The organism is Rhodococcus parequi, assembly GCF_046042785.1.
GTDB classification, from domain to species: domain Bacteria; phylum Actinomycetota; class Actinomycetes; order Mycobacteriales; family Mycobacteriaceae; genus Prescottella; species Prescottella parequi.
The window spans coordinates 337,166-363,041 of sequence record NZ_JBDLNV010000004.1; the positions used below are offsets into that span (position 1 = coordinate 337,166).

At 68.8% G+C, this 25,876-nt stretch carries 26 protein-coding genes and 1 pseudogene; 13 read left to right on the forward strand and 14 right to left on the reverse strand.

What is annotated here, in order from left to right; all coding sequences use genetic code 11:
- Positions 1–62 precede the first annotated feature (62 nt).
- The 10 genes from ABEU20_RS13290 (at position 63) to ABEU20_RS13335 (ending at position 7,820) form a co-directional block, all read left to right on the forward strand.
- A complete protein-coding gene (locus ABEU20_RS13290; RefSeq protein ID WP_420164876.1) occupies positions 63–1,163 on the forward strand; it encodes an aromatic ring-hydroxylating oxygenase subunit alpha in 1,101 nt (366 codons plus the stop codon).
- 22 nt (positions 1,164–1,185) lie between these two features.
- Positions 1,186–1,380, forward strand: coding sequence for a ferredoxin (locus ABEU20_RS13295; protein ID WP_420164877.1), 195 nt, complete (start codon positions 1,186–1,188; stop codon positions 1,378–1,380).
- A 5-nt stretch (positions 1,381–1,385) separates the two neighbouring features.
- Positions 1,386–2,570, forward strand: a complete 1,185-nt coding sequence (locus tag ABEU20_RS13300; RefSeq protein WP_420164878.1) for an NAD(P)/FAD-dependent oxidoreductase — start codon at positions 1,386–1,388, stop codon at positions 2,568–2,570.
- A gap of 143 nt (positions 2,571–2,713) precedes the next feature.
- Positions 2,714–4,201, forward strand: coding sequence for an APC family permease (locus tag ABEU20_RS13305; RefSeq protein WP_420164879.1), 1,488 nt, complete (start codon positions 2,714–2,716; stop codon positions 4,199–4,201).
- A gap of 1 nt (position 4,202) precedes the next feature.
- A complete protein-coding gene (locus ABEU20_RS13310; RefSeq protein WP_420164880.1) occupies positions 4,203–5,252 on the forward strand; it encodes an NAD(P)-dependent alcohol dehydrogenase in 1,050 nt (349 codons plus the stop codon).
- Positions 5,253–5,326: 74 nt separating this feature from the next.
- On the forward strand, positions 5,327–5,827 hold the full coding sequence (locus tag ABEU20_RS13315) for an Lrp/AsnC family transcriptional regulator (RefSeq protein WP_420165131.1): 501 nt from the start codon (positions 5,327–5,329) through the stop codon (positions 5,825–5,827).
- A 152-nt stretch (positions 5,828–5,979) separates the two neighbouring features.
- Positions 5,980–6,306, forward strand: coding sequence for a putative quinol monooxygenase (locus tag ABEU20_RS13320; RefSeq protein WP_420164881.1), 327 nt, complete (start codon positions 5,980–5,982; stop codon positions 6,304–6,306).
- Positions 6,307–6,335: 29 nt separating this feature from the next.
- The gene (locus tag ABEU20_RS13325) at positions 6,336–7,178 is read left to right on the forward strand and encodes a mycofactocin-coupled SDR family oxidoreductase (RefSeq protein ID WP_420164882.1); all 843 of its coding nucleotides are present in this window, start codon (positions 6,336–6,338) and stop codon (positions 7,176–7,178) included.
- A 104-nt stretch (positions 7,179–7,282) separates the two neighbouring features.
- Positions 7,283–7,612: a WhiB family transcriptional regulator gene (locus ABEU20_RS13330; protein WP_420164883.1), complete on the forward strand. Its 330-nt coding sequence runs from the start codon at positions 7,283–7,285 to the stop codon at positions 7,610–7,612.
- 16 nt (positions 7,613–7,628) lie between these two features.
- On the forward strand, positions 7,629–7,820 hold the full coding sequence (locus ABEU20_RS13335; protein ID WP_420164884.1) for a hypothetical protein: 192 nt from the start codon (positions 7,629–7,631) through the stop codon (positions 7,818–7,820).
- A gap of 5 nt (positions 7,821–7,825) precedes the next feature.
- Here ABEU20_RS13335 and ABEU20_RS13340 read toward each other — a convergent pair whose 3' ends face one another.
- Genes ABEU20_RS13340 through ABEU20_RS13350 form a run of 3 tightly spaced genes read right to left on the reverse strand, consistent with a single transcriptional unit; the run spans position 7,826 to position 9,826 of the window.
- Positions 7,826–8,842, reverse strand: coding sequence for a 1-aminocyclopropane-1-carboxylate deaminase/D-cysteine desulfhydrase (locus ABEU20_RS13340; RefSeq protein WP_420164885.1), 1,017 nt, complete (start codon positions 8,840–8,842; stop codon positions 7,826–7,828).
- On the reverse strand, positions 8,835–9,263 hold the full coding sequence (locus ABEU20_RS13345) for an HIT family protein (protein WP_420164886.1): 429 nt from the start codon (positions 9,261–9,263) through the stop codon (positions 8,835–8,837). The genes ABEU20_RS13340 and ABEU20_RS13345 overlap by 8 nt, the downstream gene beginning before the upstream one ends.
- Before the next feature lie 11 nt (positions 9,264–9,274).
- Positions 9,275–9,826: a TetR/AcrR family transcriptional regulator gene (locus ABEU20_RS13350; protein ID WP_420164887.1), complete on the reverse strand. Its 552-nt coding sequence runs from the start codon at positions 9,824–9,826 to the stop codon at positions 9,275–9,277.
- Positions 9,827–10,065: 239 nt separating this feature from the next.
- On the opposite strand from ABEU20_RS13350, the gene ABEU20_RS13355 reads away from it, so the two are divergent.
- Together ABEU20_RS13355 and ABEU20_RS13360 are read left to right on the forward strand one after the other, a co-directional pair.
- Positions 10,066–11,292 carry a cytochrome P450 gene (locus ABEU20_RS13355; RefSeq protein WP_420164888.1) on the forward strand — a complete coding sequence of 409 codons (1,227 nt, stop codon included), beginning with the start codon at positions 10,066–10,068 and terminating at the stop codon, positions 11,290–11,292.
- Between the two features lie 128 nt (positions 11,293–11,420).
- A pseudogene (locus tag ABEU20_RS13360) lies at positions 11,421–12,833 on the forward strand (FAD-dependent oxidoreductase); the annotation flags it as partial.
- Here the strand turns inward: ABEU20_RS13360 and ABEU20_RS13365 are convergent.
- Entirely contained in the window at positions 12,750–14,699 is a 1,950-nt protein-coding gene (locus ABEU20_RS13365) for an ABC transporter ATP-binding protein (protein ID WP_420164889.1), read from the reverse strand. The pseudogene ABEU20_RS13360 and the gene ABEU20_RS13365 sit on opposite strands and share 84 nt — an antisense overlap.
- Positions 14,700–14,786: 87 nt before the next feature.
- Here ABEU20_RS13365 and ABEU20_RS13370 point away from each other — a divergent pair, with 87 nt between their 5' ends.
- Positions 14,787–15,221, forward strand: coding sequence for a MarR family winged helix-turn-helix transcriptional regulator (locus tag ABEU20_RS13370; protein WP_420164890.1), 435 nt, complete (start codon positions 14,787–14,789; stop codon positions 15,219–15,221).
- Positions 15,222–15,223: 2 nt separating this feature from the next.
- Here the strand turns inward: ABEU20_RS13370 and ABEU20_RS13375 are convergent, their stop codons facing one another.
- The 10 genes from ABEU20_RS13375 to ABEU20_RS13420 form a co-directional block, all read right to left on the reverse strand.
- Positions 15,224–15,766, reverse strand: coding sequence for a GNAT family N-acetyltransferase (locus ABEU20_RS13375; protein WP_420164891.1), 543 nt, complete (start codon positions 15,764–15,766; stop codon positions 15,224–15,226).
- 43 nt (positions 15,767–15,809) lie between these two features.
- Complete coding sequence (locus ABEU20_RS13380; protein ID WP_420164892.1) at positions 15,810–16,514, reverse strand: dienelactone hydrolase family protein; 705 nt, start codon at positions 16,512–16,514, stop codon at positions 15,810–15,812.
- Positions 16,511–17,932 carry an adenylosuccinate lyase gene (gene purB, locus ABEU20_RS13385; RefSeq protein WP_420164893.1) on the reverse strand — a complete coding sequence of 474 codons (1,422 nt, stop codon included), beginning with the start codon at positions 17,930–17,932 and terminating at the stop codon, positions 16,511–16,513. Before purB ends, ABEU20_RS13380 begins: the two co-directional genes overlap by 4 nt.
- Positions 17,933–17,968: 36 nt before the next feature.
- Positions 17,969–18,580: a TetR/AcrR family transcriptional regulator gene (locus tag ABEU20_RS13390; RefSeq protein WP_420164894.1), complete on the reverse strand. Its 612-nt coding sequence runs from the start codon at positions 18,578–18,580 to the stop codon at positions 17,969–17,971.
- A gap of 58 nt (positions 18,581–18,638) precedes the next feature.
- A complete protein-coding gene (locus ABEU20_RS13395) occupies positions 18,639–19,817 on the reverse strand; it encodes a pyridoxal phosphate-dependent aminotransferase (protein WP_420164895.1) in 1,179 nt (392 codons plus the stop codon).
- Between the two features lie 112 nt (positions 19,818–19,929).
- Positions 19,930–21,183, reverse strand: a complete 1,254-nt coding sequence (gene purD, locus ABEU20_RS13400; RefSeq protein ID WP_420164896.1) for a phosphoribosylamine--glycine ligase — start codon at positions 21,181–21,183, stop codon at positions 19,930–19,932.
- Between the two features lie 52 nt (positions 21,184–21,235).
- Complete coding sequence (gene thpD, locus ABEU20_RS13405; protein WP_420164897.1) at positions 21,236–22,102, reverse strand: ectoine hydroxylase; 867 nt, start codon at positions 22,100–22,102, stop codon at positions 21,236–21,238.
- Between the two features lie 138 nt (positions 22,103–22,240).
- Positions 22,241–22,483 (reverse strand): DUF2630 family protein, encoded by a 243-nt coding sequence (locus tag ABEU20_RS13410; RefSeq protein ID WP_420164898.1) that lies wholly within the window; start codon positions 22,481–22,483, stop codon positions 22,241–22,243.
- 47 nt (positions 22,484–22,530) lie between these two features.
- Complete coding sequence (locus ABEU20_RS13415) at positions 22,531–24,543, reverse strand: glycosyltransferase family 39 protein (protein ID WP_420164899.1); 2,013 nt, start codon at positions 24,541–24,543, stop codon at positions 22,531–22,533.
- Entirely contained in the window at positions 24,540–25,778 is a 1,239-nt protein-coding gene (locus ABEU20_RS13420) for a glycosyltransferase (RefSeq protein WP_420164900.1), read from the reverse strand. The genes ABEU20_RS13415 and ABEU20_RS13420 overlap by 4 nt, the downstream gene beginning before the upstream one ends.
- Between the last annotated feature and the right edge of the window lie 98 nt (positions 25,779–25,876).

Here is a 25,876-nt window from a genome sequence, read left to right on the forward strand (position 1 = left end):
TGAGCTGCATTACACGCCCGGCTGAACGACAGCGAAAGGACTTGTGACCAGTGATGGTTCAGATGGAAGACGTTCGGACGAAGTACGGGCTGCCGTCGACCGACGAGATGCTCGCCCGACTCGACGCGGGAGAGACCCTTCCGGCGCCCTTCTACTACGCACCCGAGATCCATCGACTCGAACAGGAGAAGATCTTCGCCAAGTCGTGGCAGTATGCATGCCACGAATCCGCGGTGGCGAAGCCCGGCGACTACGCGGTCACCCGCGCCGGATCGCTGCCGATCATCGTCACGCACGGCAAGGACGGGCAACTGCGCGGATTCGTTAACGTGTGCAGGCATCGACTGCACGCGATCGCGGAGGAGAACGGCAACAAGCCCCTCCTACAATGCCCGTACCACGGTTGGACCTACGGACTCGACGGGCAGCTCAAGACTGCACCGCGCTCGCAGCGTGAGCCGAACTTCGACTGCTCGACCATCTCGCTCGAGCCCGTGTCGGTCGAACGCTGGGATCAGTGGGTGTTCGTGAACCCCGACCCCGCGGCCGCCCCACTGTCGTCGGTGACCGCGGGAATCCAGGAGCGGGCCGCGGAGATCAACACCGATCTGCGCGAGTACGAGTTCCAGGTGCGCTACGAGTACGACATGGAGTGCAACTGGAAGCTCTGGGCGGAAAACGCCGTCGAGTGCTACCACTGCCCCACGCTGCACAACACCAGTTTCGGCAGGACGTACCACACCAACCCCGACGACTACGCGATCGATTCGGACGCGAACACGATCTGGCACCAGGGCCCCATCAAGTGGCTTCCGTCGGGCGTCGACCCAGCCGGGTTGAAGGGCTTCCGGTTCGCGTTCACCTTCCCCTCGTCGTTCTTCGCACTCGACGACTACGTCGGTTTCGTGGGCAGCGTCCAGCCGGTCTCGCCCGAGAAGTGTTGGGCCTTCGTGGACATGTACGCCAAGCCCGGCGCCGACCCGGTGGTCGTGAAGGAATGGCTCGACATGTGGGACCGCACGCTCATCGAGGACAAGCGCGCCACCGACATCCAGCAGATCGGCTACAACTCGGGCCGTGTGCCCGCCGGCCGCCTCCTGCTCGACAGTGAGAGCCCGCTGCAGAGCTTCATGCGCACCGCGGTGACCGCGCTGTCGTCCTGACCAGACATTCGAAGGACTCGAGATGGCCACTATCAAGGTTGACCTGAGCAAGTGCCAGGGCTACGCGAACTGCGTGGTGACGTCCCCCGACGCATTCGATCTCGGAGACGACGGAAAGGTCGTGCTCCTGGCGCGGGAGGTGTCGGGCGACGCACTCGCCGAGGTCGAGGAAGGCGTGCGGTCGTGTCCCGCCGCCGCTCTGCGGTTGGAGATGTGAGCGGAATGGCGAGTATCGTGATCGCCGGCGCGTCCCTCGCCGGTGTACGTACAGCAGAAGGATTGCGCAACAAGGGATTCGAAGGCGCGATCACACTCGTCGGCGACGAAGCGGACCTGCCCTACGACCGTCCCCCGCTGTCGAAGTCGGCACTGACGAAGGAGGAGTCCGCCGAGTCGCTGGCGTTCCACCCCGGGTCCTGGTACTACGACAACGGGATCGAGTTGCGCCTCAGGGAGAGCGCATTGCACGTCGATCCGCAGCGGGGATCGCTACGGACGACGATGAGCGAGATCGAGTTCGACGACCTCGTGATCGCCACCGGCGCCCGGCCCCGGAATCCGTTCCCGCAGGCCCCCGACGGCGTCTTCACCCTGCGCACGCTCACGGACGCCCACCTCCTGCGGGAGCGGCTGCGCTCGTGCAGCCATCTGGTCGTCATCGGTGGCGGGTTCATCGGACTCGAGGTCGCGGCATCGGCGCGCGCATCGGGTGTGGACGTCACGGTCGTCGAGGTCGCCGAGATCCCCCTCTCCCGGAACCTCGGCGCCTCGGTCGCGCCGGTTCTCGGCGATCTCGCCCGCGACCACGGGGTCCGTCTCATCTGCGGACGGTCCGTGGCAGACCTCGAAGGAACCGACCGGATTGAACGAGTTCTTCTCGACGACGGCCAGGCAATCGACGCCGATCTCGTTGTGGTCGGTGTCGGCGCGGTGCCGAACGTCGAGTGGCTGGGCGGGTCCGGCCTGGACATCTCCGCGGCCGGCGTGCACTGCGATCCGACCGGGCGCGCCGGCCACCGGGTGTGGGCCGTCGGCGACGCCGCGTGCTGGGCGGACGCGAACGGCGTCCTGCACCGCCACGAACACTGGACATCCGCAACGGAGCAGGCCAGGATCGTGGCTCACAACCTCATCGACGACGAGAAGCGGACTCTCGACGCCGTCGGCTACGTGTGGTCGGACCAGTTCGGGCGTCGAATCGACATCATCGGCGACACCACGGGTGGCGCCACCGTCCGGTTCCTCTCCCGAACGCCCGACCATCTCGCGGCCCTCTACTCGCGCGACAACAGACTCGTCGGCGCCTGCATCGTCAGTCAGCCCCGCCTGATGATCAAGTGTCGCAGATGGATTGCAGACCGAACCGAAATCGGGAGCATTCCCGAATGGCAGGACGCCACCGCCTGAAGACCCAGACAGCGACCGCCCCCCCCAAACCGACCGACACGGCACCAGCAACTCTGGAGGGAAATCCAGTGAGTTCAGCTGATTTACCACGGCCACCACAGAGCGGCCACGAACCTGCCCATGCGGCAGCCCACAGCGAGTCCATGGTCCGCACGCTCACCTGGCGTGACGGCATGGTCTTCGCCCTGAACATGCCGATCGGCCTGTTCCTCACTCTCGGTTACACCGTCGGCGCCATCGGCGGATGGACCGCCATCGCGATCTGGGGAGTCGCCTGCACCCTGGCGTTCCTCCAGAGCCATCTCTTCGCAGAGATGGCCGCGATGTTTCCCAACAAATCAGGTGGCATCTCCGTCTACGCCTACGAAGGCTGGAAGCGTCACTTCGCACCCCTCGGCGCCATCGCGGCGTTCGGCTACTGGATGGGTTGGTCCCTGTCCCTGTCCGTCGAGGGCGTCGTGCTCGGCACACTCATCGAACAGGCGTTCTTCCCCGACAACGACATCGCAATCAGGCTTCCGATCGGCCACGAACTGGGCCTCCCCTATCTGATCGCGATCGGCGCGATCGTCACCGCTTGGGCGCTCAACTACTTCGGCGTCAAGATCGCCGCGGGCGTCGCGCGGGTCACGGGCGCCTTGCTCGTCATCGGGCTGGTGGTCCTCGTCGTCGGACCGTTCGTGTCCTCCGGAGTCGACTTCGACATGAGTCGAATCACGTGGGGCGGCACCAGCTCTCCACTGGACTGGAAGATCATCGTCGTCTGGTTCTACATCACCGCGTGGACGACGTACGGCACGGAGGTGTGCGCCAGCTTCGCCGCCGAGTACAAGGATCCGGTCAAGGACACCTCCCGTGCGCTACGCGCCTCGGCGGCGATGATCCTGGGCATCTACCTCGTGGTTCCCTACGTCGTGGTCGGTGCACTGGGCGAGGAGACCATCGGGGCCAACCCGGTGAACTACATCGGACTGGCATTCGACAAGATCCTGGGCAGCTACTCGTGGCTCGGCCAGCTGCCGATCATGGCCGCCTTCATCATCGCCATGATGACCGCGACTGCGGACGGCGGGCGCTCGCTCTACGGGATCTCCCGCTCGGGCGGGACGATCAAGCAGCTCGGCGTGCTCAACCGGTACGGGGTGCCCGGTCGGGCCCTCACCACGGACATGATGATCAACGTCGTCGTGCTGATCGTGCTCGGCGAGCCGATCGCGATCCTGCTGGCGAGCAACCTCGGTTACCTCACCGCCGTGACCCTCGCGGTCGGCGCGTTCGTACTGCTGCGCCGGGACCGCCCCGACATCCCCCGACCGATCCGTCTGGCACGGCCGTGGATCCCGATCGCGTGCGGCCTGTTCGCGATCAACGCGTTCGCGATCTGCGTCGGCATCCTCAACCCCGGCCTGACCGGCTATGGCGGATTGAGCGAAACCATCACCGGCATAGGCATTCTCATGATCGCCTGCGTGCTCTGGTACTACCGGCAGCGCGTCCAGGACAAGACCTCCATCGAATGGCGCGTCCGAGACGACGACCACTCCGACCGCACCGATCCGGATTCCGATCCGGCTGCGGACGCAACCGCCCAGACCGGTTGCGCCGACCTACCCACCGAGAGCAGGAGCTGACATGAAGGCAGTCCGCGTACACGAATACGACCAGCAGCCGACGCTCGACGAGGTCCCTACGCCGACCCTGCAGGGTCCGCACGACGTCATCGTGAGGGTCGAGGGCGCCGGCGTGTGCAGGACCGATCTGCACATCATCGAGGGCCAGTGGCAGAACAAGAGCGGAGTCCGGCTCCCGTACACGATCGGCCACGAGAACGCCGGTACCGTCACCGAGATCGGCTCCGCCGTCACGAACGTCGCGGTAGGCGACAAGGTCATCCTGCATCCCTTGGCTACCTGCGGTCTGTGCCACGCCTGCCGTAGCGGCGACGACGTGCACTGCACCGCCTCCGACTTCCCTGGAATCGACACCGAGGGTGGAATGGCGGAGTACCTGAGGACGTCCGCGCGGAGCGTGGTCAAGCTCGATCCGTCACTCGCTCCCGCTGATGTCGCGGCGCTGGCCGACGCGGGGCTGACCGCGTACCACGCCGCCCGAAAGGCCGCCGAGATCCTCCGCCCCGGGCAGACGGTCGCCGTCATCGGCGCCGGCGGGCTCGGCCACATCGGCATCCAGGTTCTGAAGGCGCTCACCGCGGCGCGCATCGTGGTGGTCGACCGGTCACCCGCGGCACTGCAGCTGGCCGAGGAGATCGGCGCCGACGTCACCGTCGTCGCCGACGGCACCGAGGCCGAGCAGGTGCTCGAACTGACGGACGGTGCAGGTGCCGAGGCCGTGCTCGACTTCGTCGGCGAGGGCACCGCGATCGCCGCCGGAGTGGCGATGCTGCGCCGGGCCGGCTCGTACTACGTCATCGGGTACGGCGGCAACCTCGACATCCCCACCATCGACGTGATCAGCACCGAGATCAACTTCGTCGGCAACCTGGTCGGCACCTACAACGACCTGGTCGAGCTCATGGCCCTCGCCGCCGAGGGCCGCGTGCACCTGCACACCGTGAAGTACCCGTTCTCGGACTTCCGGAAGGCACTCGACGACCTGCACCACGGTCGGGTGCGAGGACGCGCGGTCCTGGTTCCGGACACCGATCCCGTGGCAATTACGTAGGGATTGCGGAACGTGTCGATGAGAGTCGACAACCATGATGATTGCGTAACACATAGACTGTTCCGGTGCGCAAGATGACGATCACGGGGAGTGCGGAGTCCATGAACGGATCCGAGATCTCGGTCGAGGGCCTCGACGACATCGATCGCGGCATCCTGCGCCTGTTGCAGGCCGACGGCCGCATGCCGTACCGGCAGATCGCGCGCGAACTCGGTGTCTCGGAAGGCACCGTGCGGATCAGGACCGGCCGGATGCAGGAATCCGGTGTACTCAACATCGTCGCCATCGCCGACCCGTTCCGTCTCGGCTACCGAGTCCTCGCCTTCCTGCTCGTCCGGGTGGAACCCGGCCACCACGATCACGTGGTCGCCGAGTTCACAGCCTGGGAGGAAGCAACCTACGTGTCCACGTGCATCGGACACGCCGATGTGTACGTGCAGCTGGTCTGTCGCGACAACGATCACCTGAACGATCTGCTGCACAAGCGGATTCCGGAGATCGGTGGAGTACGAGAATTCGAGACCTTCATGGAGCTGAAGATGCACAAGGTCTCGTACGAGTACCTGCCGTCCTGACGACCGGCCCCTCTACACGCAACACCATCCCACGGCGGTAGGTCGGGGTCCCATCGACGGACCTCGGCTCCGTTCGCCATACCTCCATCCCGGTCCGCACCGCCGTGCGCGCCCGGCATTCGATCGAACCATCAGAACGAGGTAGTACCCCGATGATCTTCATCGTCGTCAAGTTCAAGGTCCTTCCCGAACACCAGGAGAACTGGCTCTCCATCACGAAGGACTTCACCGAGGCCACCCGCGCGGAGGCCGGAAACCTCTGGTACGAGTGGTCGCGCAGCGTGCACGACCCGTCCGAGTACGTGCTCGTGGAGGCCTTCCGCGACGCGGAGGCGGGCGTGGAGCACGTCGCCGCGGACCACTTCCGTCGCGGCCTCGAATCAATGCGTCCCGCACTGAGCGAGACGCCCCGAATCATCAATACCGAGGTTCCCGGAACCGAGTGGTCACGGATGGGCGAACTGGAGATCGCGCAGTGACCACGTCAGCACGAGAATTGGAGCAGGACATGACAGGTCGGATCGCTGGCAAGGTCGCATTCATCACCGGCGCAGCTCGCGGGCAGGGCCGCAGTCACGCGGTTCGGCTCGCCCAGGAGGGCGCAGACATCATCGCCGTCGACGTGTGCGGCGACGTGGGGCGGACGTCGAACTTCTACGCGCCCGCGACGGACGAGGATCTCGCCGAGACCGTGCGACTGGTGGAGAAGGAGGGTCGCCGAATCGTGGCATACAAGGCCGACGTTCGGGACTACGAGGCTCTCGAGGCCGGCCTCGCCGCCGCGGTGGAAGAGTTGGGGAGGCTCGACATCGTGGCCGCCAACGCCGGCATCTTCCAGTTCGGCGACGACGTGCAGGACATCCGTGTCGGCGACTGGGCGGACGTCATCGACGTCAACGTCACCGGCGTGTTCAACACCTGCAAAGCCGCTGTGCCGCATCTGATCCGGGGCGGACGCGGAGGAACGGTCGTGATCACCTCGTCGGACGCCGGCACGAAGGGCTTCGCACGGTTCGGGCACTACGTGACCTCGAAGCACGGCGTCATCGGTCTCATGAAGTCGCTGACGATGGAGCTCGCGCCGCACTCGATCCGCGTCAATGTCGTCTCCCCCACCAACTGCAACACCGACATGATCCAGAACGACGCGGTGTGGCGGTTGTTCCGGCCGGACCGCGAGAACCCCACCGCCGAGGAGTTCGCCGAGGCGTCGTCGACGCTGCTGGCTCTGCCCGCCCCGTGGGTGGAACCCGTCGACGTGTCGAACGCCGTCCTCTTCCTCGCGTCCGACGAGGCTCGGTTCATCACCGGCGTGAACCTGCCGGTGGACGGTGGGTCCGCGGCGATCTGACGTGACGGTGTGGGCGCAACGCCGGTCCGCGGCGTCGCGCCCACACCCGGGCACGAGCTACCGCCGCGGGCCGATTCCCATCCAGGAAGGACTCATTTCCGCGCATGAGCGCACACCGCGACGTTTCACCCGCAACGCAGCGTCGTTCCGACTCGACCTGGCAGGCATCGGCTCGGTGCCGTGCAGTTGCGACCGACATGTTCTTCCCACCGCGCACCCGCATCTGGGGAGAACGGATACGTCTGGAACAGGCCGCGAAGAAGATCTGCGAGCGGTGTCCGGTCCTCGCCGAGTGCAGGTCCTACGCGCTCGAGCACGCGGAACGATTCGGCGTGTGGGGCGGACTCACCGAGGCCGAGCGCCGGTCTCGCTTCGCGACCGGCCGATCTACCGCGCCGACGCCGAACCACCAGCTGACGATTTCCGAACCGTAAGGAGCGACGAGACACCATGCACGCCGACGACGACCACATCATCACGTTCGCACTGCGGTGGCAGCCTTACGGCGGGCCCCGGCGAGAGGACATCTTCGTGACGTTCGGTATCACTCCCCGAGAATTCGACGAGCGGCTCCGGCAGGTCTGCATGCGCAGATTCGGGCGCCCGTCGATGCCGCGACCGATCAGCCGGAGCCACGGGTAGCGATCTCAGTCCGGACGCGGACCGAAGGTGTCGAGCATGACGATCGGACCGTCCCCGCCACGGGTGTGCGCGTCGATCTCGAGCAGTCCGGCGAACGCCTTCGCGGTGTAGACGGGGTCGAGTGGAATTCCGAACTCGCTGCCGACGCGCTGTGCGGCCCGGCCCTCGGCGGTTGCGTATCCGTAACCGGGGCCGAGGTATTCGCGGGTCACGGTGAGACCGGCGGAGCGCAGGTCGACGTCGCCGAGGTCGGCTCCACGTTGCCGCAGCAACGATTCGGTTCTCCCCGCGAGATCGCGGATCTCACGATCGCCGAGGGGCAGGGTGTCGTTGACGACCACCGCCACGACGCCGGTGCGCAGTCCCGCGAGCCGTAGGCCCAGGAGCAGTCCGGCGACGGTACCGCCGGAGCCGACAGGCGCGACGATGTGTGCCGGTTCGGGAATCTCTCCCGCCTGGACCTGTGCCGCCAGTTCCAGCGCGGCCTCGACGTAGCCGAGCGCACCGATCGGCGAGGACCCACCCGGCGGAAGGTAGTACGGCATCCGGCCGCCCTTCATGTGCCGGATCATGAGCCACGGCGCGCACGCGAACGTGCGGACCTTGCTGCGGGTGAAGTGCAGGACGGCGCCGGAACGCTGCAACCGCGCGAGCTGCGCGCGGACGTGGTCGTCTACCGGCTGGTCGATCAATGCGAGCGCGGTGTCGATCCCGAACTGCTTGGCGTACAACGCGGTCGCGAGTCCCCAGTTGGTTCCCAGTCCTCCGACGGTGATGATGCGCTTCGACTTGTGGGCGAGGACGTCGGGGATGATCCACTCGAGTTTGCGAACTTTGTTGCCGCCCCAGCCACCCGAGCCGAAGCGGCTGTCGTCCTTGAGCCAGATCCGGCCGTGCGAACCGAGGCCGTCCAGTTTGCGCACCGGCGTCGGAGACGCTCCCAGGCGTACGTGCGGAAGCGATTCCGCCAGTTCGGGAAAGCGCTGGTGCAGGTAGGGCGGGGCGGTCGTCACGTCAGGCATCGGCAGCGCCCAGTCGACCGCGGATCGAACCGGCGAGGTAGTCCAGGTCGGGTCGTGGTGGCGCGGTGGGGCGCCCGCGCAGACCGAAACCGTCGCCCGCTGTCCGCGGAACGACATGAAGATGCACGTGGAACACCTCCTGACCAGCTACCACTCCGTCAGCGAGGAAGAAGTTCACTCCCCCTGCCCCCACCGTACTTCCTCGAAGCGCGGCGGCGGCCCGTTGCCCCACACGGAACAGGCGTGCACCGTCCTCCGAGTCCAACTGCGCGAGGTTCGCGGCGTGCGCCCTCGGCACCACCAGCAGATGGCCGGGGGTGAAGGGACGGATGTCCATGAACGCGATGGTGTGCTCGTCCTCGTACACGAGGCTCGATTCCGCCTCACCGGCGACGATGGCGCAGAAGACGCAGTGGCTCATGCTCGTCGATGTTATGTGGCAAATGCCGGGGCGACGAAGCGCCGCACCATGTGTCGTTCCGTGTCGTCGTCGGCTCCCGGCCATGCCAGCAGGGTGAGGACCACCCGGACGATCCATGCCCCCGCCGCATCGCCGGCGGCAACCCCGGTCAGCGTCGTCGCGAACTGCGCCAGGTCCGGCGACGACGCGAGGTAGCTGTCGGCCGCGCCGGTGCGGGTGTGTGCGAACCAGTACGACAGTGTCGGGTTCGCCCGCACCGCCGCCACCGACGTCAGGATCGCCTCGACAACCCGGTCGCCACCGCGCAGGTGCGCCACCGCGCGGGCGACGTCGTCCGCGACGGACGCCGCAGCCGCGGACACCACCGCCGACACGATCGCGGGCTTCCCGCCCACGTACCGATACAGCGTCGCCCGCGAGCAGCCCGCTCGCTCCGCGATGTCGACGGCACCGACCTGATCGAAACCGCGCTCGAGGAACAGGTCCGCCGCCGCGGCGATGATCCGCTCGACCGCCAGTTCCCGCCGGCTTCCGCCCGCGAGCCAGTCTCCCGTTCCTGCCACGCCGCTCTCCGATCACCAACCCCCTGTCGTCTCATTCTGAGACAGGCAGCCGAATTCGTCTACAACACGGAACCGGCGTCACCTGCGATAACCCCACCGCGCGGATCCACCCTCGAGACGTGCCATTCGCGCATTTCACAGGCGCTTTCTCAGTTCCCGCGGCCCTCTTGACACCGGGCCGTCCTGGGCTGGACGGTGGGCCTACCAGAACAGGTTTCACCGCCGAAGGGACGACATCCGTGACCGCGACGCCACCGGACGGCCTCGACATCTTCGACCCCGCGCACCTCGATGATCCGTACCGGCTGTACGCCATGCTGCGCGAGCACGACCCCGTGTACCGGGTCCCCGGTACCGACTTCCACCTGGTGTCGTCGTGGGCGCTGGTGACCGAGGCGCTGGCCCGGCCCGACGACTTCTCGTCGAACCTCACCGGGGTGCTGGTGCAGCAGGCCGACGGCCCGCCCGTCACGTTCGACATGGATGGCGGCGGACGCGCCGTCCACGTGCTCGCCACGGCCGACGACCCCGCACACGCGATGCATCGCAAACTCGTTCTCGCACAACTCGCCAAGCGGATCCGCACCCTCGGCCCCACCGTTCACGCGCTGGTCGACGACCTGTGGCACGCGGGACTACGCCCCGGCGTCACCTTCGAGTGGGCGCGTGAGATGGCCGACGCACTGCCACTCGCCCTCGTCGCGAGCCTGATCGGACTGCCGCAGAGCGATGTTCCGCAACTGCTCTCGTGGGCGTACGACAGCACCGAGATGCTGGGTGGGGTCGTGACCGCGGATCGACTGCCCGAGTTGATGGCCTCGGCCGCGGCGCTCACCGGCTATCTGTACACAGAATTCGCTGCGGCCAAGCGGGATCCACAGACCGACCTGCCCGGGGTGCTGGCCCACGCCTGCAACGAGGGCGAGCTCACCGACGACGTCGCCGTGCTCATCCTGGTCCAGCTGGTCGGTGCGGGCGGGGAGTCGACGGCCGGGCTGATCGCCAACGCGACCCGCATCCTTGCGACGAACCCGGAACTGCAGGAACGCCTCCGGCGCGCGCCGCAGCTGCTCGACGCGTTCCTCGACGAGGCCCTCCGGCTCGAGTCGCCGTTCCGCGGGCATCACCGGCACGTCGTCTCCGACACCGCCCTCGGCGGCGTCCCGCTGCCCGCCGGAAGCCATGTTCTACTGTTGTGGGGTGCCGCGAACCGTGACCCGGCGACGTTCGACGACCCCGACACCGCCCGCCTGGACCGCCCCAACCTCAAGGGCCATCTCGCGTTCGGCAAGGGTATCCACTTCTGCGTCGGGTCGGCGCTGGCCCGGATGGAGGCACGCGCCGCGCTGACGACGCTACTCGAGCGCACCACGTCGTTCACGATCGCCGACGCCGGCGCCGAGTGGGTGCCGAGCCTGATGGTGCGCCGCCATCGATCGCTGCCACTGGAGCTGAATTTCCGCTGACTCAAGAGGATTGGCGACCCGTCCCGGCCGTCTTCCCGCTCACTGGAAATGCGCCTTCTCGCCCCCCAGATCGCGACCCTACTGTGACCGGCACCACAGTCATGCCAGTGTCACGACAGGAGAACCGGATGAGCGCACGCGTACCCGTCACCCCGATCGACGCCGCCGAGATAGCCGGCTACGACCACGAGACCGACGTCCTGATCATCGGCTACGGCTGTGCCGGTGCGTCGGCCGCACTCGAGGCGAACGCCGCGGGCGCCGACGTGGTCCTACTGGAGCGGCAGAGCGGTGGCGGCGGATCGTCGGCACTGTCCGGGGGCGAGATGTATCTCGGTGGCGGCACCCCGATCCAGGAGGCGTGCGGCTTCACCGATACCGCCGGGGAGATGGAGAAGTTCCTCCTCGCCGCGCTCGGTCCGGACGCCGACCAGGAGAAGGTGGGCCTCTACAGCCGCGAGAGCGTCGCCCACTACCAGTGGCTCGTCGACCACGGCGTCCCGTTCAAGCCGTCACTGTGGGACTCCCCCACCTGGGTGCCGCCCACCGACGACGGCCTGATGTGGATGGGTGAGAACGCCTATCCGTTCTACGAGATCGCGGAACCGGCGCCCCGTGGGCACCGCGTCACCTCGGACGGTTTCGGCGGCAAGGTGCTGATGGCGGTGCTCAGCGAGGCCGTCGCGAAGACCGACATCGCCGTCCACACCGACACCACCGCCCTGCGCCTGATCGTCGAGGACGGCCGGGTCGTCGGGGTCGTGACCCGACACTTCAACGACACCGTCACCTACCGCGCCCGCCGCGGCGTGGTCGTCACGACCGGCGGCTTCGCCGACAACAAGGAGATGCTCGCGCAGCACGCGCCGCAACTGGTGGGGCTGGGTGTCAACAGCGACGGTGGTGACGACGGCCGCGGCATCGTGATGGCGCAGGCCGTCGGTGCGGCCGTCAAACACATGTCCGCGGGCCAGGTCGGAATCTCGCTGGTCCCGGGAATGATGGTGCGCGGCATGATCGTCGACAGTGTCGGCCGACGATTCATCAACGAGGACGTCTACCCCGGGCTGGTCGGGCAGGCTGCACTGTTCAAGCACAACCTGAAGGTGTGGGTGATCCTCGACGAGCAGGCCTACGAGGAAGTCCCGGTCGACGAACGCTGGGGCGTGCAGCCCCATTTCGTCGCCGAGACCCTCGAGGAGCTCGAACGCGAAATCGGGATGCCCGAGGGCGCGCTGCAGAACACCGTCGGCGAGTACAACCGGTTCGCCGAACACGGCGAGGACCCCTACTTCCGCAAGTCCTCGCGCTGGTTGCGTCCGCTGCAGTCGCCGTTCGCTGCGATCGACGTCCAGCGCGGTATGGCTCCGCCGGAGTACGGCGACGGCGGCACCGGCGGTGGCGGCGCCGAGGTGTTCACCATCGGCGGCCTGCGCACCACCGTCGACGGCCGCGTCCTAGACCTCGACGGCGACGCGATCCCCGGCCTCTTCGCTGCCGGACGCGCGACGTCGGGCCTGCACTCGTGGGGCTACATCAGTGGCACCTCGCTCGGCGACGGCACCTTCTTCGGCCGTCGGGCCGGCGCCGCCGCCTCGCGCGAGTAGCGCGGCATACCGGCCGCCGAGCGCGCGCAGTTCCTCGTGGGTGCCGCGCTCGGCGACTCGGCCGTGGTCGAGGACCGCGATCTGGTCGGCGTCCCGGATCGTCGAGAGACGGTGCGCGATGGTGATCGTGGTGCGGCCGCGGCTGACGACGTCGAGCGCGGCCTGCACGGCCCGTTCGGTCTCGTTGTCGAGCGCACTGGTGGCCTCGTCGAGCACCAGGATCCGCGGGTCCCGCAGCAGGGTCCGCGCGATCGCGATGCGCTGCTTCTCGCCCCCGGAGAAGCGGTGTCCGCGGGCGCCGACGACGGTGTCGTAGCCGTCGGGCAGCGACGAGATCAGCTCGTGCACCTGCGCCGCCCTCGCCGCGGCCTCGATCTCGGCATCCGACGCCTCGGGACGGGCGTGCCGCAGGTTCTCGCGGATCGTCGCGTGCAGCAGGTACGTCTCCTGGGAGACGACGCCGACCAGTTCGGACAGTTCGGCGAGCCGGATGTCGCGCAGGTCGACCCCGTCGATCGTCACCCGTCCCGACGTCGGGTCGTGCAGGCGCGCGACGAGCGACGCCAGAGTGGTCTTACCGGAACCGGTTTCGCCGACCAGTGCGAGGGACGAGCCCGCCGGCACGTCGATCGTGACGTCGGTGAGGGCGTCGCGGTCGGCGTTCTCGTACCGGAAGCCGACCTGGTCGAACCGCACCGCTCCGTCGACCTTCTCCCGCGGCATCGGGACCGGCTTCTCCGGGTCGTCGATCTCCACCGGCAGATCCAGGTACTGGAAGATCCGGCTGAACAGCGCCAGCGAACTGGTCACGGACACACCGACGTCGAGCAGGCCCATCAGCGGACGGAACAGTGTCGTCTGCAGTCCGGTGAACGCCACGAGAGTGCCGATCGTCATGCCGCCCGACGTCGCCGGCAACCCGGCCGCGAGGTACAGCAGCGCGGGAATCGCGGAGAAGATGATGCTCATCGTCGCCATCCGCCAGCGTCCGGACAGCTGCGAGCGAACCTCGAGATCGACCAGATGCGTGGACGTCCCGGAGAAACGCTCCGACAGGGCGGGCCCCGCACCGAGCGTCTTGCCCAGCTGTACGCCGCTGATCGACAGACTCTCCTCGATCTGGGTCTGCATGTCCGCCAGCGCCTTCTGGCGCTGTGCGGTGATCTCGCGCCGCATGAGCGCAACCTTGCGGGTGAGCCAGATCGCGGGCGGCAGCACGATCAGCGACAGCAACGACAGCCGCCAGCTGAGGACGGCCATCGCGATCGCGGTGCCGATCACCGTCGTGACGTTGGACGCGATCGACGTCGCCGTGGATGTCACCACGGTCTGCATGCCGCCGATGTCGTTGGTGAGCCGCGACTGGATCTCGCCGCCGCGGGTGCGGGTGAAGAAGCCGAGCGACTGCCGCTGCAGGTGTGTGAACACCCGGGTCCGCAGGTTGTGCATGATCCGCTGCCCGACGGTCGTCGAGATCCAGGTCTGCACCACGCCGAACACCGCCGTGGCGACGGTGATCGCGAGCATCGCGATCACGGCCCACACGAGCAGACTCACGTTCTGCTCGGGGATCGCCCGGTCGATGACCTCACGCACGAGGAACGGGTTGGCCAGCGAGATCGCCGACGACGCCACGATGAGCGCGACCACGACCGCGATCTGCCAGCGGTACGGCGCGAACAGGGCGCCGATCCGGCGCAAGCTGACCGGCGATTCCTCGAGCTGGGCGCGGTCGGCGGGGTCGGCCTTGCGGGTACGCATCGGACCACCGCCGGGTCCGCCGAATGGAGGGCTTGTCATTGCACCACCCCTCTCAGATGTCGGGGCAAGCCTTTACTGAGGTTGCCTCAACATGAGGTAGCTGTCAAGTGAGGTAGGCTCCGGCACATGACGGAGGTAACGGCCGAGCAGCTACGCGACCTCGTGATGTCCACATCGAGGGGGCTGCGCCGACGCTGGTTCGCGGCGCTCGAACCATGGGGACTGTCCCCGCACGAGTTCCGCGCGCTGCGCGTGATCGACGGCGAGGCCGGCGGGCGCCCCCGGCTCGGCGACGTCGCGAAGGCGCTGCGCATCGCGCCCCGCTCCGCCACCGAGGTGGTGGACCGACTCCAGAAGCGCGAGCTCGTCGAACGCGTCGCCGACGACGTGGACCGTCGCGCCGTGTGCGTCCGGCTCACCGACACCGGTCTCGGGCTCCTCGACGAGATGTCCGCGGCCCGCGACGCCCAGGCCGCCGACTTCTTCGCCGGCCTCGACGACCACGACCGCAACGAACTCAGCCGGATCCTCGGCACACTCACCGCCGACGACGGCTGCTGACCTCAGCCGCGGTCCGCGAACTCGTCGGGGGCGAACGTGAACACGCAGTAGTCCCGGCTGTCGAACACGAACGTCGCCGCCTCGGTCATGCCGTAATGCCGGTGCACGGCAAGCGACTTCGCATTGGCGGCCTCGACGAACGCCACACCGAGGGCGAAACGGTCGCGGAGTTCACGACTGAGCGCGGTGAGCAGCATCGTCAGCACACCCCGCCCCTGGTACCGGGGATCGACTGCGGCGGGACCGTACAGGAACAGTCGGCCGGCCCCCTCCCCCACCGCGTCCACGGCCAACCGCGGCGGGCCCGACGACATCGCGCCAGGCTCGGACGTCATCGCGAACCCGGCGAGGGCGCCGCCCTCCTCGGCGACGAAGACGCCGGTGCCCTCCTCGAAGCGCGTGAGGACGTCCTCGTCCATGTTCCCCTGCACGAATCCGCGCTCGGCGCGCTCCGCTGCGGACAGTCCGTCGCCCCGCGACGCCTTCATCAGCGCGAGGATCGCCTCGCGGTCCCGGGGTCCGGAGCGGCGCACGGTGATCGTCATGACCCGATTATGGCGCCACCCCGGGAACGATGAACGGGACCGACTACCGGGCCGAGGTCGCCGTCGCGAACGCCAGCGCCTGCGGCCAGGAGATCTCCCAGGCCGCCTTGTTCACCGGATCGTCGTGGCGCGCCCGGGCGCTGAAGCCGTGTGCGGCACCCGGGTAGGCGTGCACGATCGTCGCCCCGGTCTCGCGCGACTGCAGCGCAGCCTGCAGTGCCCGGAACGACTCGGTCGACAGGATCGTGTCGGCGCCGGCGTGCAGCACCATGACCGGCGCCGTGATGGACGGCGCCAGCTCGATCGCGTCGAGTGCATGGTTCGCGGGCGCCGGATCCCAGATCGACGGATGGTAGGCAACGACATTCGCGAGATCGGCATCGCGGGCGCCGAGCAGCAGCGCGAACCGCCCACCGAGGCACCAACCCATCACACCGACGCGGCGCGCACCCAGTTCGCGGCGCGCGTAGTCGAGCAGCGCGGCCATCTCCGCCAGGCACGCCTCGTCGTCGAGTTCGCCCATGAGCTCGAACAGCCGCTCCTTGGCGGTGTCGTCGAGGCTCGGTCCGTGCCACGGATCCCAGACCAGCGCGGTGGCCCCGGACGCGGCGACGTCGTCGGCGTACTCGCGCACCTGCGCGTCGATGCCGTTGATCATCGGCAGCAGCAGCATGACGGTGTCGCTGCCGCCCTCGGGCTGTGCGAGATACGCGGTCAGCTCTCCGACGGTGACGGAACCCGTTGTCACAGAATCGCGCCCGGCGTGTAGCGAGCAGCCTCCGGGTTGGCGTCGACGAGCTTCTGGACCTCGGCGACCACCGAGTCGACCTGCGCGCCGGCGGCACCGACGAACGCGGAGCGGTCGGCCAGCGCCTCGTCGAGCGCAGCCCGGTCGAGCGGCAGCCGGTCGTCGGCGGCCAGGCGGTCGAGCAGGTCGGGCTCCTTGCCCTCCTCGCGCATCGCGAGGGCGACGGCGACGGCGTGCTCCTTGATGGCCTCGTGTGCGGTCTCGCGGCCGACACCGGCGCGCACGGCGGCCATGAGGACCTTGGTGGTGGCGAGGAACGGCAGGTAGCGGGTCAGCTCGTTCTCGATGACGGCCGGGTAGGCGCCGAACTCGGCGAGCACGGTCAGGAAGGTCTCCATCTGCCCGTCGATCGCGAAGAACGCGTCCGGCAGCGCCACGCGGCGGACGACGGAGCAGAACACGTCGCCCTCGTTCCACTGCGCACCGGCCAGCTCCGACGCCATCGACGCGTAGCCGCGCAGCACCACCTGCAGGCCGTTGACGCGCTCGCACGAGCGGGTGTTCATCTTGTGCGGCATCGCCGACGAGCCCACCTGGCCGGGCTGGAAGCCCTCGGTGACCAGCTCGTGGCCGGCCATCAGGCGAATGGTGTGCGCCATCGACGACGATGCGGCACCCACCTGGACCAGCGCGGACAGCACGTCGTGGTCGAGCGAGCGCGGGTACACCTGGCCGACGCTGGTGAACACGTGCGCGAAACCGAGGTGCTCGGCGACCTTGGTCTCGAGCTGCTCGAGCTTGGCCGCGTCACCATCGAGGAGGTCGAGCATGTCCTGCGCGGTGCCCATCGGGCCCTTGATGCCGCGCAGCGGGTAGCGATCGATGAGCTCGCGCACGCGGGTGAGCCCCACCAGCATCTCGTCGGCGGCGGACGCGAAGCGCTTGCCGAGCGTGGTGGCCTGCGCGGCGACGTTGTGGGAGCGGCCGGCCATCACGATGCCGGTGTACTCCGCGGCGCGCTCGGCGAGGCGGGCGGCGATCGTGATGCCGTGGTTGTAGACGTGTTCGAGCGAGCGCAGCACCTGCAGCTGCTCGACGTTCTCGGTGAGGTCGCGGCTGGTCATGCCCTTGTGGACGTGCTCGTGACCGGCGAGGGCGTTGAACTCCTCGATGCGGGCCTTCACGTCGTGGCGGGTGACCCGCTCACGGTCGGCGATCGAGTCGAGGTCCACCTGGTGCAACACGCGCGCGTAGTCGGCGACGGCCTCCTGCGGGACGTCGATACCCAGCTCGGCCTGAGCCTGCAGCACCGCCAGCCACAGCTGACGCTCGAGCACGATCTTGTGCTCCGGCGACCACAGCTCCTTCAGAGCGGGGCTGGCGTAACGGTTGGCAAGGACATTCGGGATGCGGCTCACGAGACCTCAGTCTAATGGCGCACCCGAACGCCCTCGTCAGCGCGTGCTCGGCGGGGCGAAGTCGTCGATCAGGTCCGAGAGCATCGCCCGCGCCATTCCCCGCGGATCGGGGTCGACCTCGCTCAGCGCCCCCACCACCACGCCGTCGACCACGGCCACCAGCCGACGTAGTTGCGGCTCCCGCACGTCGCGGCCCGATCGGCGCAGCACCTCGGTGAGCAGGTCGTCGAGCTGGGCGCGCAGCCTCAGCTGGACGTCGCGCAGTTCGGGGTGCCGGGCCGACGCCACGAACCGCTCGTACCGCGCGATCAGCCGCTCGCGGGAACCGTCGCCGGCGTCGTCGGGCCCCACCAACAGGTCCACGATGAGGTCCACCGTCGCCTCGACGCCCCGTCGGCGCTGCGTGACGTCGTCGATGCGCGCCCGCATCGCGTCCAGCTCACGGTTGCCGTTGTGCTCGACGGCCAGGGCGATCAACTCGTCGAGCGAGCCGAAGTAGTAGGTGGTCGACGCGAGCGGGAGCCCGGCCCGCGTTGCGACGGCGCGATGCCGGACGGCGTCGAATCCACCCTCGAGGAGGAGATCCGCCGCCGCGGTCACGAGCGCCTGCCGACGCCGCTCACCTTTGGGTGTGGCGGCAGAGATCATCCGTCCATCGTGCCAGCCGGCCGCGGGCCGACTGGGCGAAATCAAGAGAACAGCACCCCTATCGCGGCGCCGGCAACCACCGTTCGAGACGAATCAGGGCATCCCGGATCTCTGCGGTGGCGCCGGCGAACGACATCCGCACGGTGTGGTCGCCGTGCGCGGTGTCGAAGTCGATGCCGGGAGCGAGCGCGAGCCCGGTGTCGGCGAGCAGGCGCGCGCACCACGACGTGGAGTCGTCGGTGAGATGGCGGATGTCGGCGTACACGTAGAACGCGCCGTCGGCGGGCGCGAGTTCGGTGAGCCCCAGCTTCGGCAGCCCCGTCAGCAGCAGTTCCCGGTTGGCCGCGTACCGCTGGACGTGACCGTCCAACTCGGCGCGGGACTCGTCGGAGAACGCCGCGACGGCCGCGTACTGCGAGATCGCGGGCGGGCACACCGTCATGTTCGAGGAGAGGCGCTGCAGGGCCCGGCGCAGGTGCTCGGGCACCAGCATCCAGCCCAGCCGCCACCCGGTCATCGAGAAGTACTTCGACACCGATCCGATCACCACGGCCTCGCGCGAGGTCTCCCACGCGGACGCCGTCGGCTGGCCCCCGGCGAGCTCGCCCGAGAACTCGATGCCGTGGTAGATCTCGTCCGAGATCAGCAGCGTGTCGTGCTCCTCGCACCAGCGGGCCAGCGCGGCCAGTTCGGCCGGGTCGATGACGGTGCCGGTGGGGTTCGCGGGGCTCGCGACGATCAGGCCCGCGGGCGGGGTGTCCATGTCCTCGAGCATCGCGACGGTCGGCTGGAACCGGGTCTCGGGACCGCAGTCGATCTCGATCACGTTGCAGCCCAACGCCGTCAACGTGTTCCGGTAGGCGGGGTAGCCGGGACGCGCGACGACGACGGTGTCGCCGGCGTCGAATGCGGCGAGGAACAGCAGAGTGAACGCGCCCGACGATCCGGTGGTGACGACCACCTCGTCCGGATGGACGTCGTAGCCGGAGCGGCCGTGGTGATAGTCGGCGATGGCCTGGCGCAGCGGCTCGATCCCGAACGTCTCGGTGTAGCCCAGCAGGTGGCTGTCCAGCGATTCCCGCGCCGCGCGCAGCACCGGTTGCGGTGCGGGCGTCGACGGCTGCCCGGCAGCGAGCGACAGCACGTCACCGTGGGTGCGCTGCCGCTCGTTGGCCGCCTTCCACACGTCCATGACGTGGAAGGCGGGAATGGTCGATCGCTGGGAATCGGTACGCACGACTTCGACGTTAGCGCGCAGCACACCACCATCCGAATCCGGTGCCGCGCCGGAAACAGCGGCGCCGCGCCCCCGATCGGAGGCGCGGCGTCGCGAAGAGTGGAGCGGCAGGTCAGATGGAGATCCGGCCCTCGACCGCAGCCAGGCCGATGTCGCTGCGGAAGTGCCCGCCCGGCAGCTTCACCTCGGCCAGACGCGCGTACGCATCCTCGCGCGCCTCGGTCAGGTCGGCGCCGACACCGACGACGCTCAGGACGCGGCCACCGGCGGAGACGACGGCGCCGTCCTCGCGGGCCGCGGTGCCGGCGTGCAGGACACGCTCGGCGTCGGACCCGGTGATGACGTCCCCGGTGCGCGGGGTGGCCGGGTAGTTCTCGGCGGCCAGAACCACGGTGACCGCGGCGCCGTCCCGCCACTGCAGCGGCGGGACCGACGCGAGGGTGCCGGTCGCGGCGGCGTTCAGCACCTCGCCGAGCGGCGACTCGAGCAGCGCCAGGACGGCCTGCGTCTCCGGGTCACCGAAGCGGCAGTTGAACTCGACGACCGCGGGGCCGTTCTTGCCCATCGCCAGACCCGCGTACAGCAGACCGGTGAAGGGGCAGCCACGCTTGGCCATCTCGACCGCGACGGGCGTGACGACGTCGTCGACGATCTGGGTCACGGCGTCGGCCGGCAGCCACGGCAGCGGCGTGTAGGCGCCCATGCCACCGGTGTTGGGGCCGGTGTCGCCGTCGCCGACGCGCTTGTGGTCCTGCGCGGGCAGCAGCGGGACCACGGTCTCGCCGTCCACCAAGCAGAACAGCGACACCTCGGGGCCGTCGAGGAACGACTCGAGCAGCACCGGGTGCCCGATCTCGAGGCACTCGGCGGCGTGGTCGCGCGCGGCGCTGCGATCGGTGGTGACCACGACGCCCTTACCGGCGGCCAGTCCGTCGTCCTTGACGACCCAGTTGGGGCCGAAGCGGTCGAGAGCGGCATCGAGGTCGGCCGGGTTGTCGACGACCTCGGCGTGCGCGGTGCGGACACCGGCGGCAGCCATGACGTCCTTGGCGAACGCCTTGGAGCCCTCGATGCGGGCGGCCTCGGCGGACGGGCCGAAGCACGCGATACCCGCGGCACGGACGGCGTCGGCGACACCGAGGACCAGCGGCACCTCGGGGCCGATGACGACCAGGTCGGCGGCCTGCGACTTCGCGAGCGCGACGACGGCGTCGCCGGACGCGACGTCGACCGCATGGGTCTCGGCGATGCGGGCGATGCCGGCATTGCCGGGGGCACACATCAGCTTGTCGACGCCCGGGTCACGGGCAAGGGCCAACAGGAGGGCATGTTCACGGGCTCCGGAGCCGATCACGAGTACGCGCACGGGTGTCAGCCTACGGGCCGAACCTCGACGCCTCGACCACCCCCACCCCTCGTCACTCCGGGCGCCTGGCCAGGAACGAGGGCCGTGGCGCCGACCCGGAGAAGGGCGCCTGCACCACGTTCTCGACGCTGTTGAACACCACGAACACGTTCGCGCGCGGCATCGGGGAGATGTTCCCGCCCGACGCGTGCAGCGCATTGCAGTCGAACATCGTCATCGACCCCGCGCCCCCGGTCAGCACCTCGATGCCGTGCCGCTGCCACATGTCGGTGATGGCGTCCTCCGACGGCACGCCGACCCTGGGCGTCGTGGTGACCAGCGATTCCCGGTAGAAGTCGTCGGGTGTCGCCCCAGCGCACTGCACGAAGTACCGCTGCGTGCCGGGCATGATCATCAGCGGCCCGTTGTACGAGGTGTTCTCGGTGAGGGCGATCGACGCGCTCACCGCACGCGGGCGGGGCATGCCGTCCTCCGCATGCCAGGTTTCGAAGTCCGAGTGCCAGTAGAACGCGCCGCCCTGGAAGCCAGGCTTGTAGTTCAGCCGGCTCTGATGGATGTAGACGTCCGAGCCGAGGATCTCGCGCGCGACGTCGTAGGCCCCGGACGACTCGACGACGCGGCGTACCGCGTCGCTCAGTTCCAGGATGTCGAAGATCGAGCGCACCGCGTCGGTGCCGGCCTCACGGACGATGCGTTCGTCGTCTCGAAGCTCCGGATCGTGCTGGATCCGGTCGATCTCCGTCAGGCAGGTCGCGACGTCGGCCTCGCCGATCACCGCCTCCCGCTGGAGGAAACCTCGCCGGTCGAAATCCGTGTACTCCGCGCTGTCGGGCTGCCCCCAGAACACCGGGTCCGGACGGTCGATCACTCGCGGGCGACCCGAAACCCGGGTCGCATACATGTCTTCCACCAATGCCATACGGCAATCACCACCAAGCTCTTCACTGTGCACTCTGCCACGGCAAGCACACCGCCGCTTCGACGACAGGCTGCGCCTGCGTACCGGATTTCTTGGTACGCAGGCGCTTTCGTCGACGGTCCGATCCGTGTCCGCCGGCTACTGGCGGTAGGACTCGACCTCGTCCACGGGACGCGGAGCGGCCTGCTCCACGTCCTCACCGAACTCGGCCCGCGCGCGACGCTGCCGGAGCAGGTCCCAGCACTGGTCGAGCCGTTGCTCGAGGAACGTCAATCGGGCGCCGTCCTCTTCCGACAGCCCCTGCCCCTCGGCCCGTGAGCGCAAATCCCGTTCCTCACGGACCAGTTCGTCGATGTTCTCGATGATGTCGTGTTCGGACATGGTGTGCCTCCCACCTCAGGGTAAACCGGAAGGGCGAACCTGTCCGGTCACTGCGTGAGGTCGTAGACCGTCACGCCGTCGACCGTGGTCGATGTGAAGGTGGCCTGCACCCACTCGGAGATCTCCGACGCCGTGCCCTCACCCCCGCCCCGACCGCCACCCATACCTCCGGCGACGAAGTAGTGGATCCTCCCGTCCGCGACGTACTGCCGGAACTGCTCGAGCGTCGGCGACGGGTCGCTGCCGTTGAACCCACCGATCGGCATCACCGGACGCTCGGTCGCCAGCTGGTAGCCCGACGCGCTGTTGGACCCGATCGCGGCGGCCACCCACGTGAAGTCGTCCGCGCGCTCGCGCAGCAGGGCGGTGAGCTCGTCGCCCGGTTTGCTGGCGTCCAGCAGACCGCCACCCCCGCCGCCGCCGAAGCCGCCGGGCATTCCGCCCGGCATCTCGAACTCGCCCCCACCGTTTCCTCGACCGCCCGGCATCGGCATGCCGTTCAGCCGCTCCCCCGGACCCCGCATGCCGCCCGGACCGCCCCGCCCCATCTCGCCCTCGTCGCGCGGTCCTGCCGACGGTATCGACCCGGAATGGCCGGTGCCGATCGTGTCGGCCGCGTAGGCAACCGGGCCTGCGAGACCGGTGAAGAGGGCCGCCACGATCACGACGACCGCGGCCCGCGTCCGCAGCAGTGCGGGCACCAGCATTGCGACCGCGGTCAGCGCTCCCACGACGACCACCGCCCACCGGAGCCACGGCACGAAATCCGGGCTGCGGCCCAGCAGGATCCACGCGGTCGCCGCGGTCACGGCGATCGTGACGGCCGCGATGATCCGCACCCACAGCAGATCCCGTCGACGCCACAGCACCGCCGCCCCCGCTCCGACGAGCGCCGCGATCGCGGGCGCCAGCGCGACGGTGTAGTACGCGTGGAAGATCCCTGCCATGAAGCTGAACACGAGGCCGGTGACGACGAGCCAGGAGCCCCACACCACGAACGAGGCACGCCGGGGATCGGTTCGCGGAGCCCGCCCACACAGCACGATCCCGGCCCCGAGCAGGAACAGCGCCGCAGGGAGCAGCCACGCGATCTGGCCACCCTGCGCCGGCTCGAACAACCGCGTGATCCCCGTGCTCCCCCACATGCCGCCGCCGGCAGCGCCGCCGGGCACGACATCACCACCGGGGAACCCGCCGCGAGCACCGCCGCCCCCGACGCTGCCCCGCTCGTTGCCGCTCAGCCGGCCGAACCCGTTGTAGCCCAGTGTCAGTTCCAGGATCGAGTTGTTCTGCGAGCCGCCGATCCACGGTCGCGAATCGGCCGGCCACAGCTCGACCGTGAGCAGCCACCATCCGGCCGAGACGATCAGCCCGCCGAGAGCCACGAACAACTGCAGGATCCGCTTGCCGAGCCTCGGTGGCCCGGCGATCAGGTATGTCAGCGCCAACGGCGGCACCACGAGCATCACCTGCAGCTGTTTGGTGAGGAACCCGAACCCGACGAACACCCCGGTGAGCACCATCCACCGGATGCGACCGTCCTCGACACCCCGCAGCGTCGCCCACACCGCCGCGATCATCAGCAGCACCAGCAGCGCATCGGGATTGTCGAACCGGAACATCAACACGGCCACCGGCGTCAGCGCCAGCACCAGTCCGGCCAGCAGCCCGGCCGCGGCGCCGAAGTACCGGCGCACTGTCACCCACAGCAGTGCCACCGACGCGACACCGATCAGCACCTGCGGGACCAGGATGCTCCACGAGTTCAGCCCGAATACCCGTACCGACAACTCCATCACCCACAGCGACGCCGGCGGCTTGTCGACGGTGATCGAGTTCGCCGCGTCGGACGACCCGAAGAAGAACGCCTTCCACGACACCGATCCCGCCTGCACCGCCGCCGAGTAGAACGCGTTGGCCCAGCCGGAGGCACTCAGGTTCCACAGGTAGGCGACGGCGGTGCCGACGAGAAGCGCCGCCAGCGCCCAGTACTCGCGGGTGCGCTTCGGTGCGGCGGCCGGTTGCGGCGTCGCCACCGAGCGATCGATCGTGACGCTCATCGGGTGACTCCTTCCGTGGCACCGTGCCGGAACACCCAGCGCAGGCCGATGAAACGGGACAGAGTGGCAACGAGATTCGCTGCCACGAGAACGGCGAGCTCGAGGTGCGGCGAGGCGCCGGGCGCGAACCTGTGCAGGGCGGCGAGCGATCCACTCGTGACCGCCAGGCCGAAGCCGAACACCACCAGACCCTGCATCTGATGTCGAGTGGCACCACGACGCCCGCGGACCCCGAACGTGAAGACCCGGTTGGCCGCGGTGTTCGCGACCGCGGTGACCAGCAGCGCGAGCGCGTTGGCCCACTGCGCGCCGAGTGCGCCCTGGAGGGCGAGATACAGCAGTGCGTAGGCCGCGGTGCTGGCGATCCCGACGATCGCGAACCGCACCAACTGCCCCAACATCGCCGGCGACGCTCCGGGTGCGAGGTCGCCCCGGCCGAGACTGTCCCGCAGCGCCGCGAGCGGCAGCGCACCGGAGACGAGCGAGCGTCCCACCCTCGCGACGCCACGCAGGTCCGCGAGTGCGGTCGCGACGATGTCGACGCGGCTGTCGGGGTCGTCGACCCAGTCGACGGGTACCTCGTGGATGCGCAGGCCGGCACGCTCCGCCAGCACGAGCAGTTCGGTGTCGAAGAACCAGTCGCCGTCCTCGACGAGCGGCAGCAGCGCGTGCGCGACGTCGGCCCGGACGGCCTTGAACCCGCACTGCGCGTCCGAGAACCGGGCACGCAGAGCGCCCCGCAAGATCAAGTTGTAGCTACGGGAGATGAACTCCCGTTTCGGTCCGCGCACTACTCGCGACGAGGGCGCCAGTCTCGATCCGATGGCGACGTCCGAGTGCCCCGACAGCAGCGGCGCGACGAGCGGCATCAGCGCATCGAGACCGGTCGACAGGTCCACGTCCATGTAGACCAGGACACGGGCGTCGGAGCACCCCCACGCCGCACGCAGCGCCCGCCCGCGCCCCTTCTCGTCGAGATGCAGCACCCGGACGTCGGGGAACTCGGCCGCCAACTCCCGCGCAACCTCGAGGGTGCGATCGTTACTGGCGTTGTCCGCGATGGTGATTCGCGCGGTGTACGGCACCTCGGAGGACAGATAGCCACGGAGGCGACGCACGCACCCACCGAGCGCCGCCTGCTCGTTGTACACCGGTACGACGATGTCGAGCGCGGGTGCCGTGGTCGTCACCTCGGACCGCTGCACACCCACCGTGGGCCGGGATTCGGTCGTCATGCCCCTCAGCGTGAGGACCGGGCCTGCGGCCCGGCTGCGACGGAGCTGGGAGCTTCCTGGCAACCCATCGCTCGATCGCCCCGGTTGTCGGAAATGTT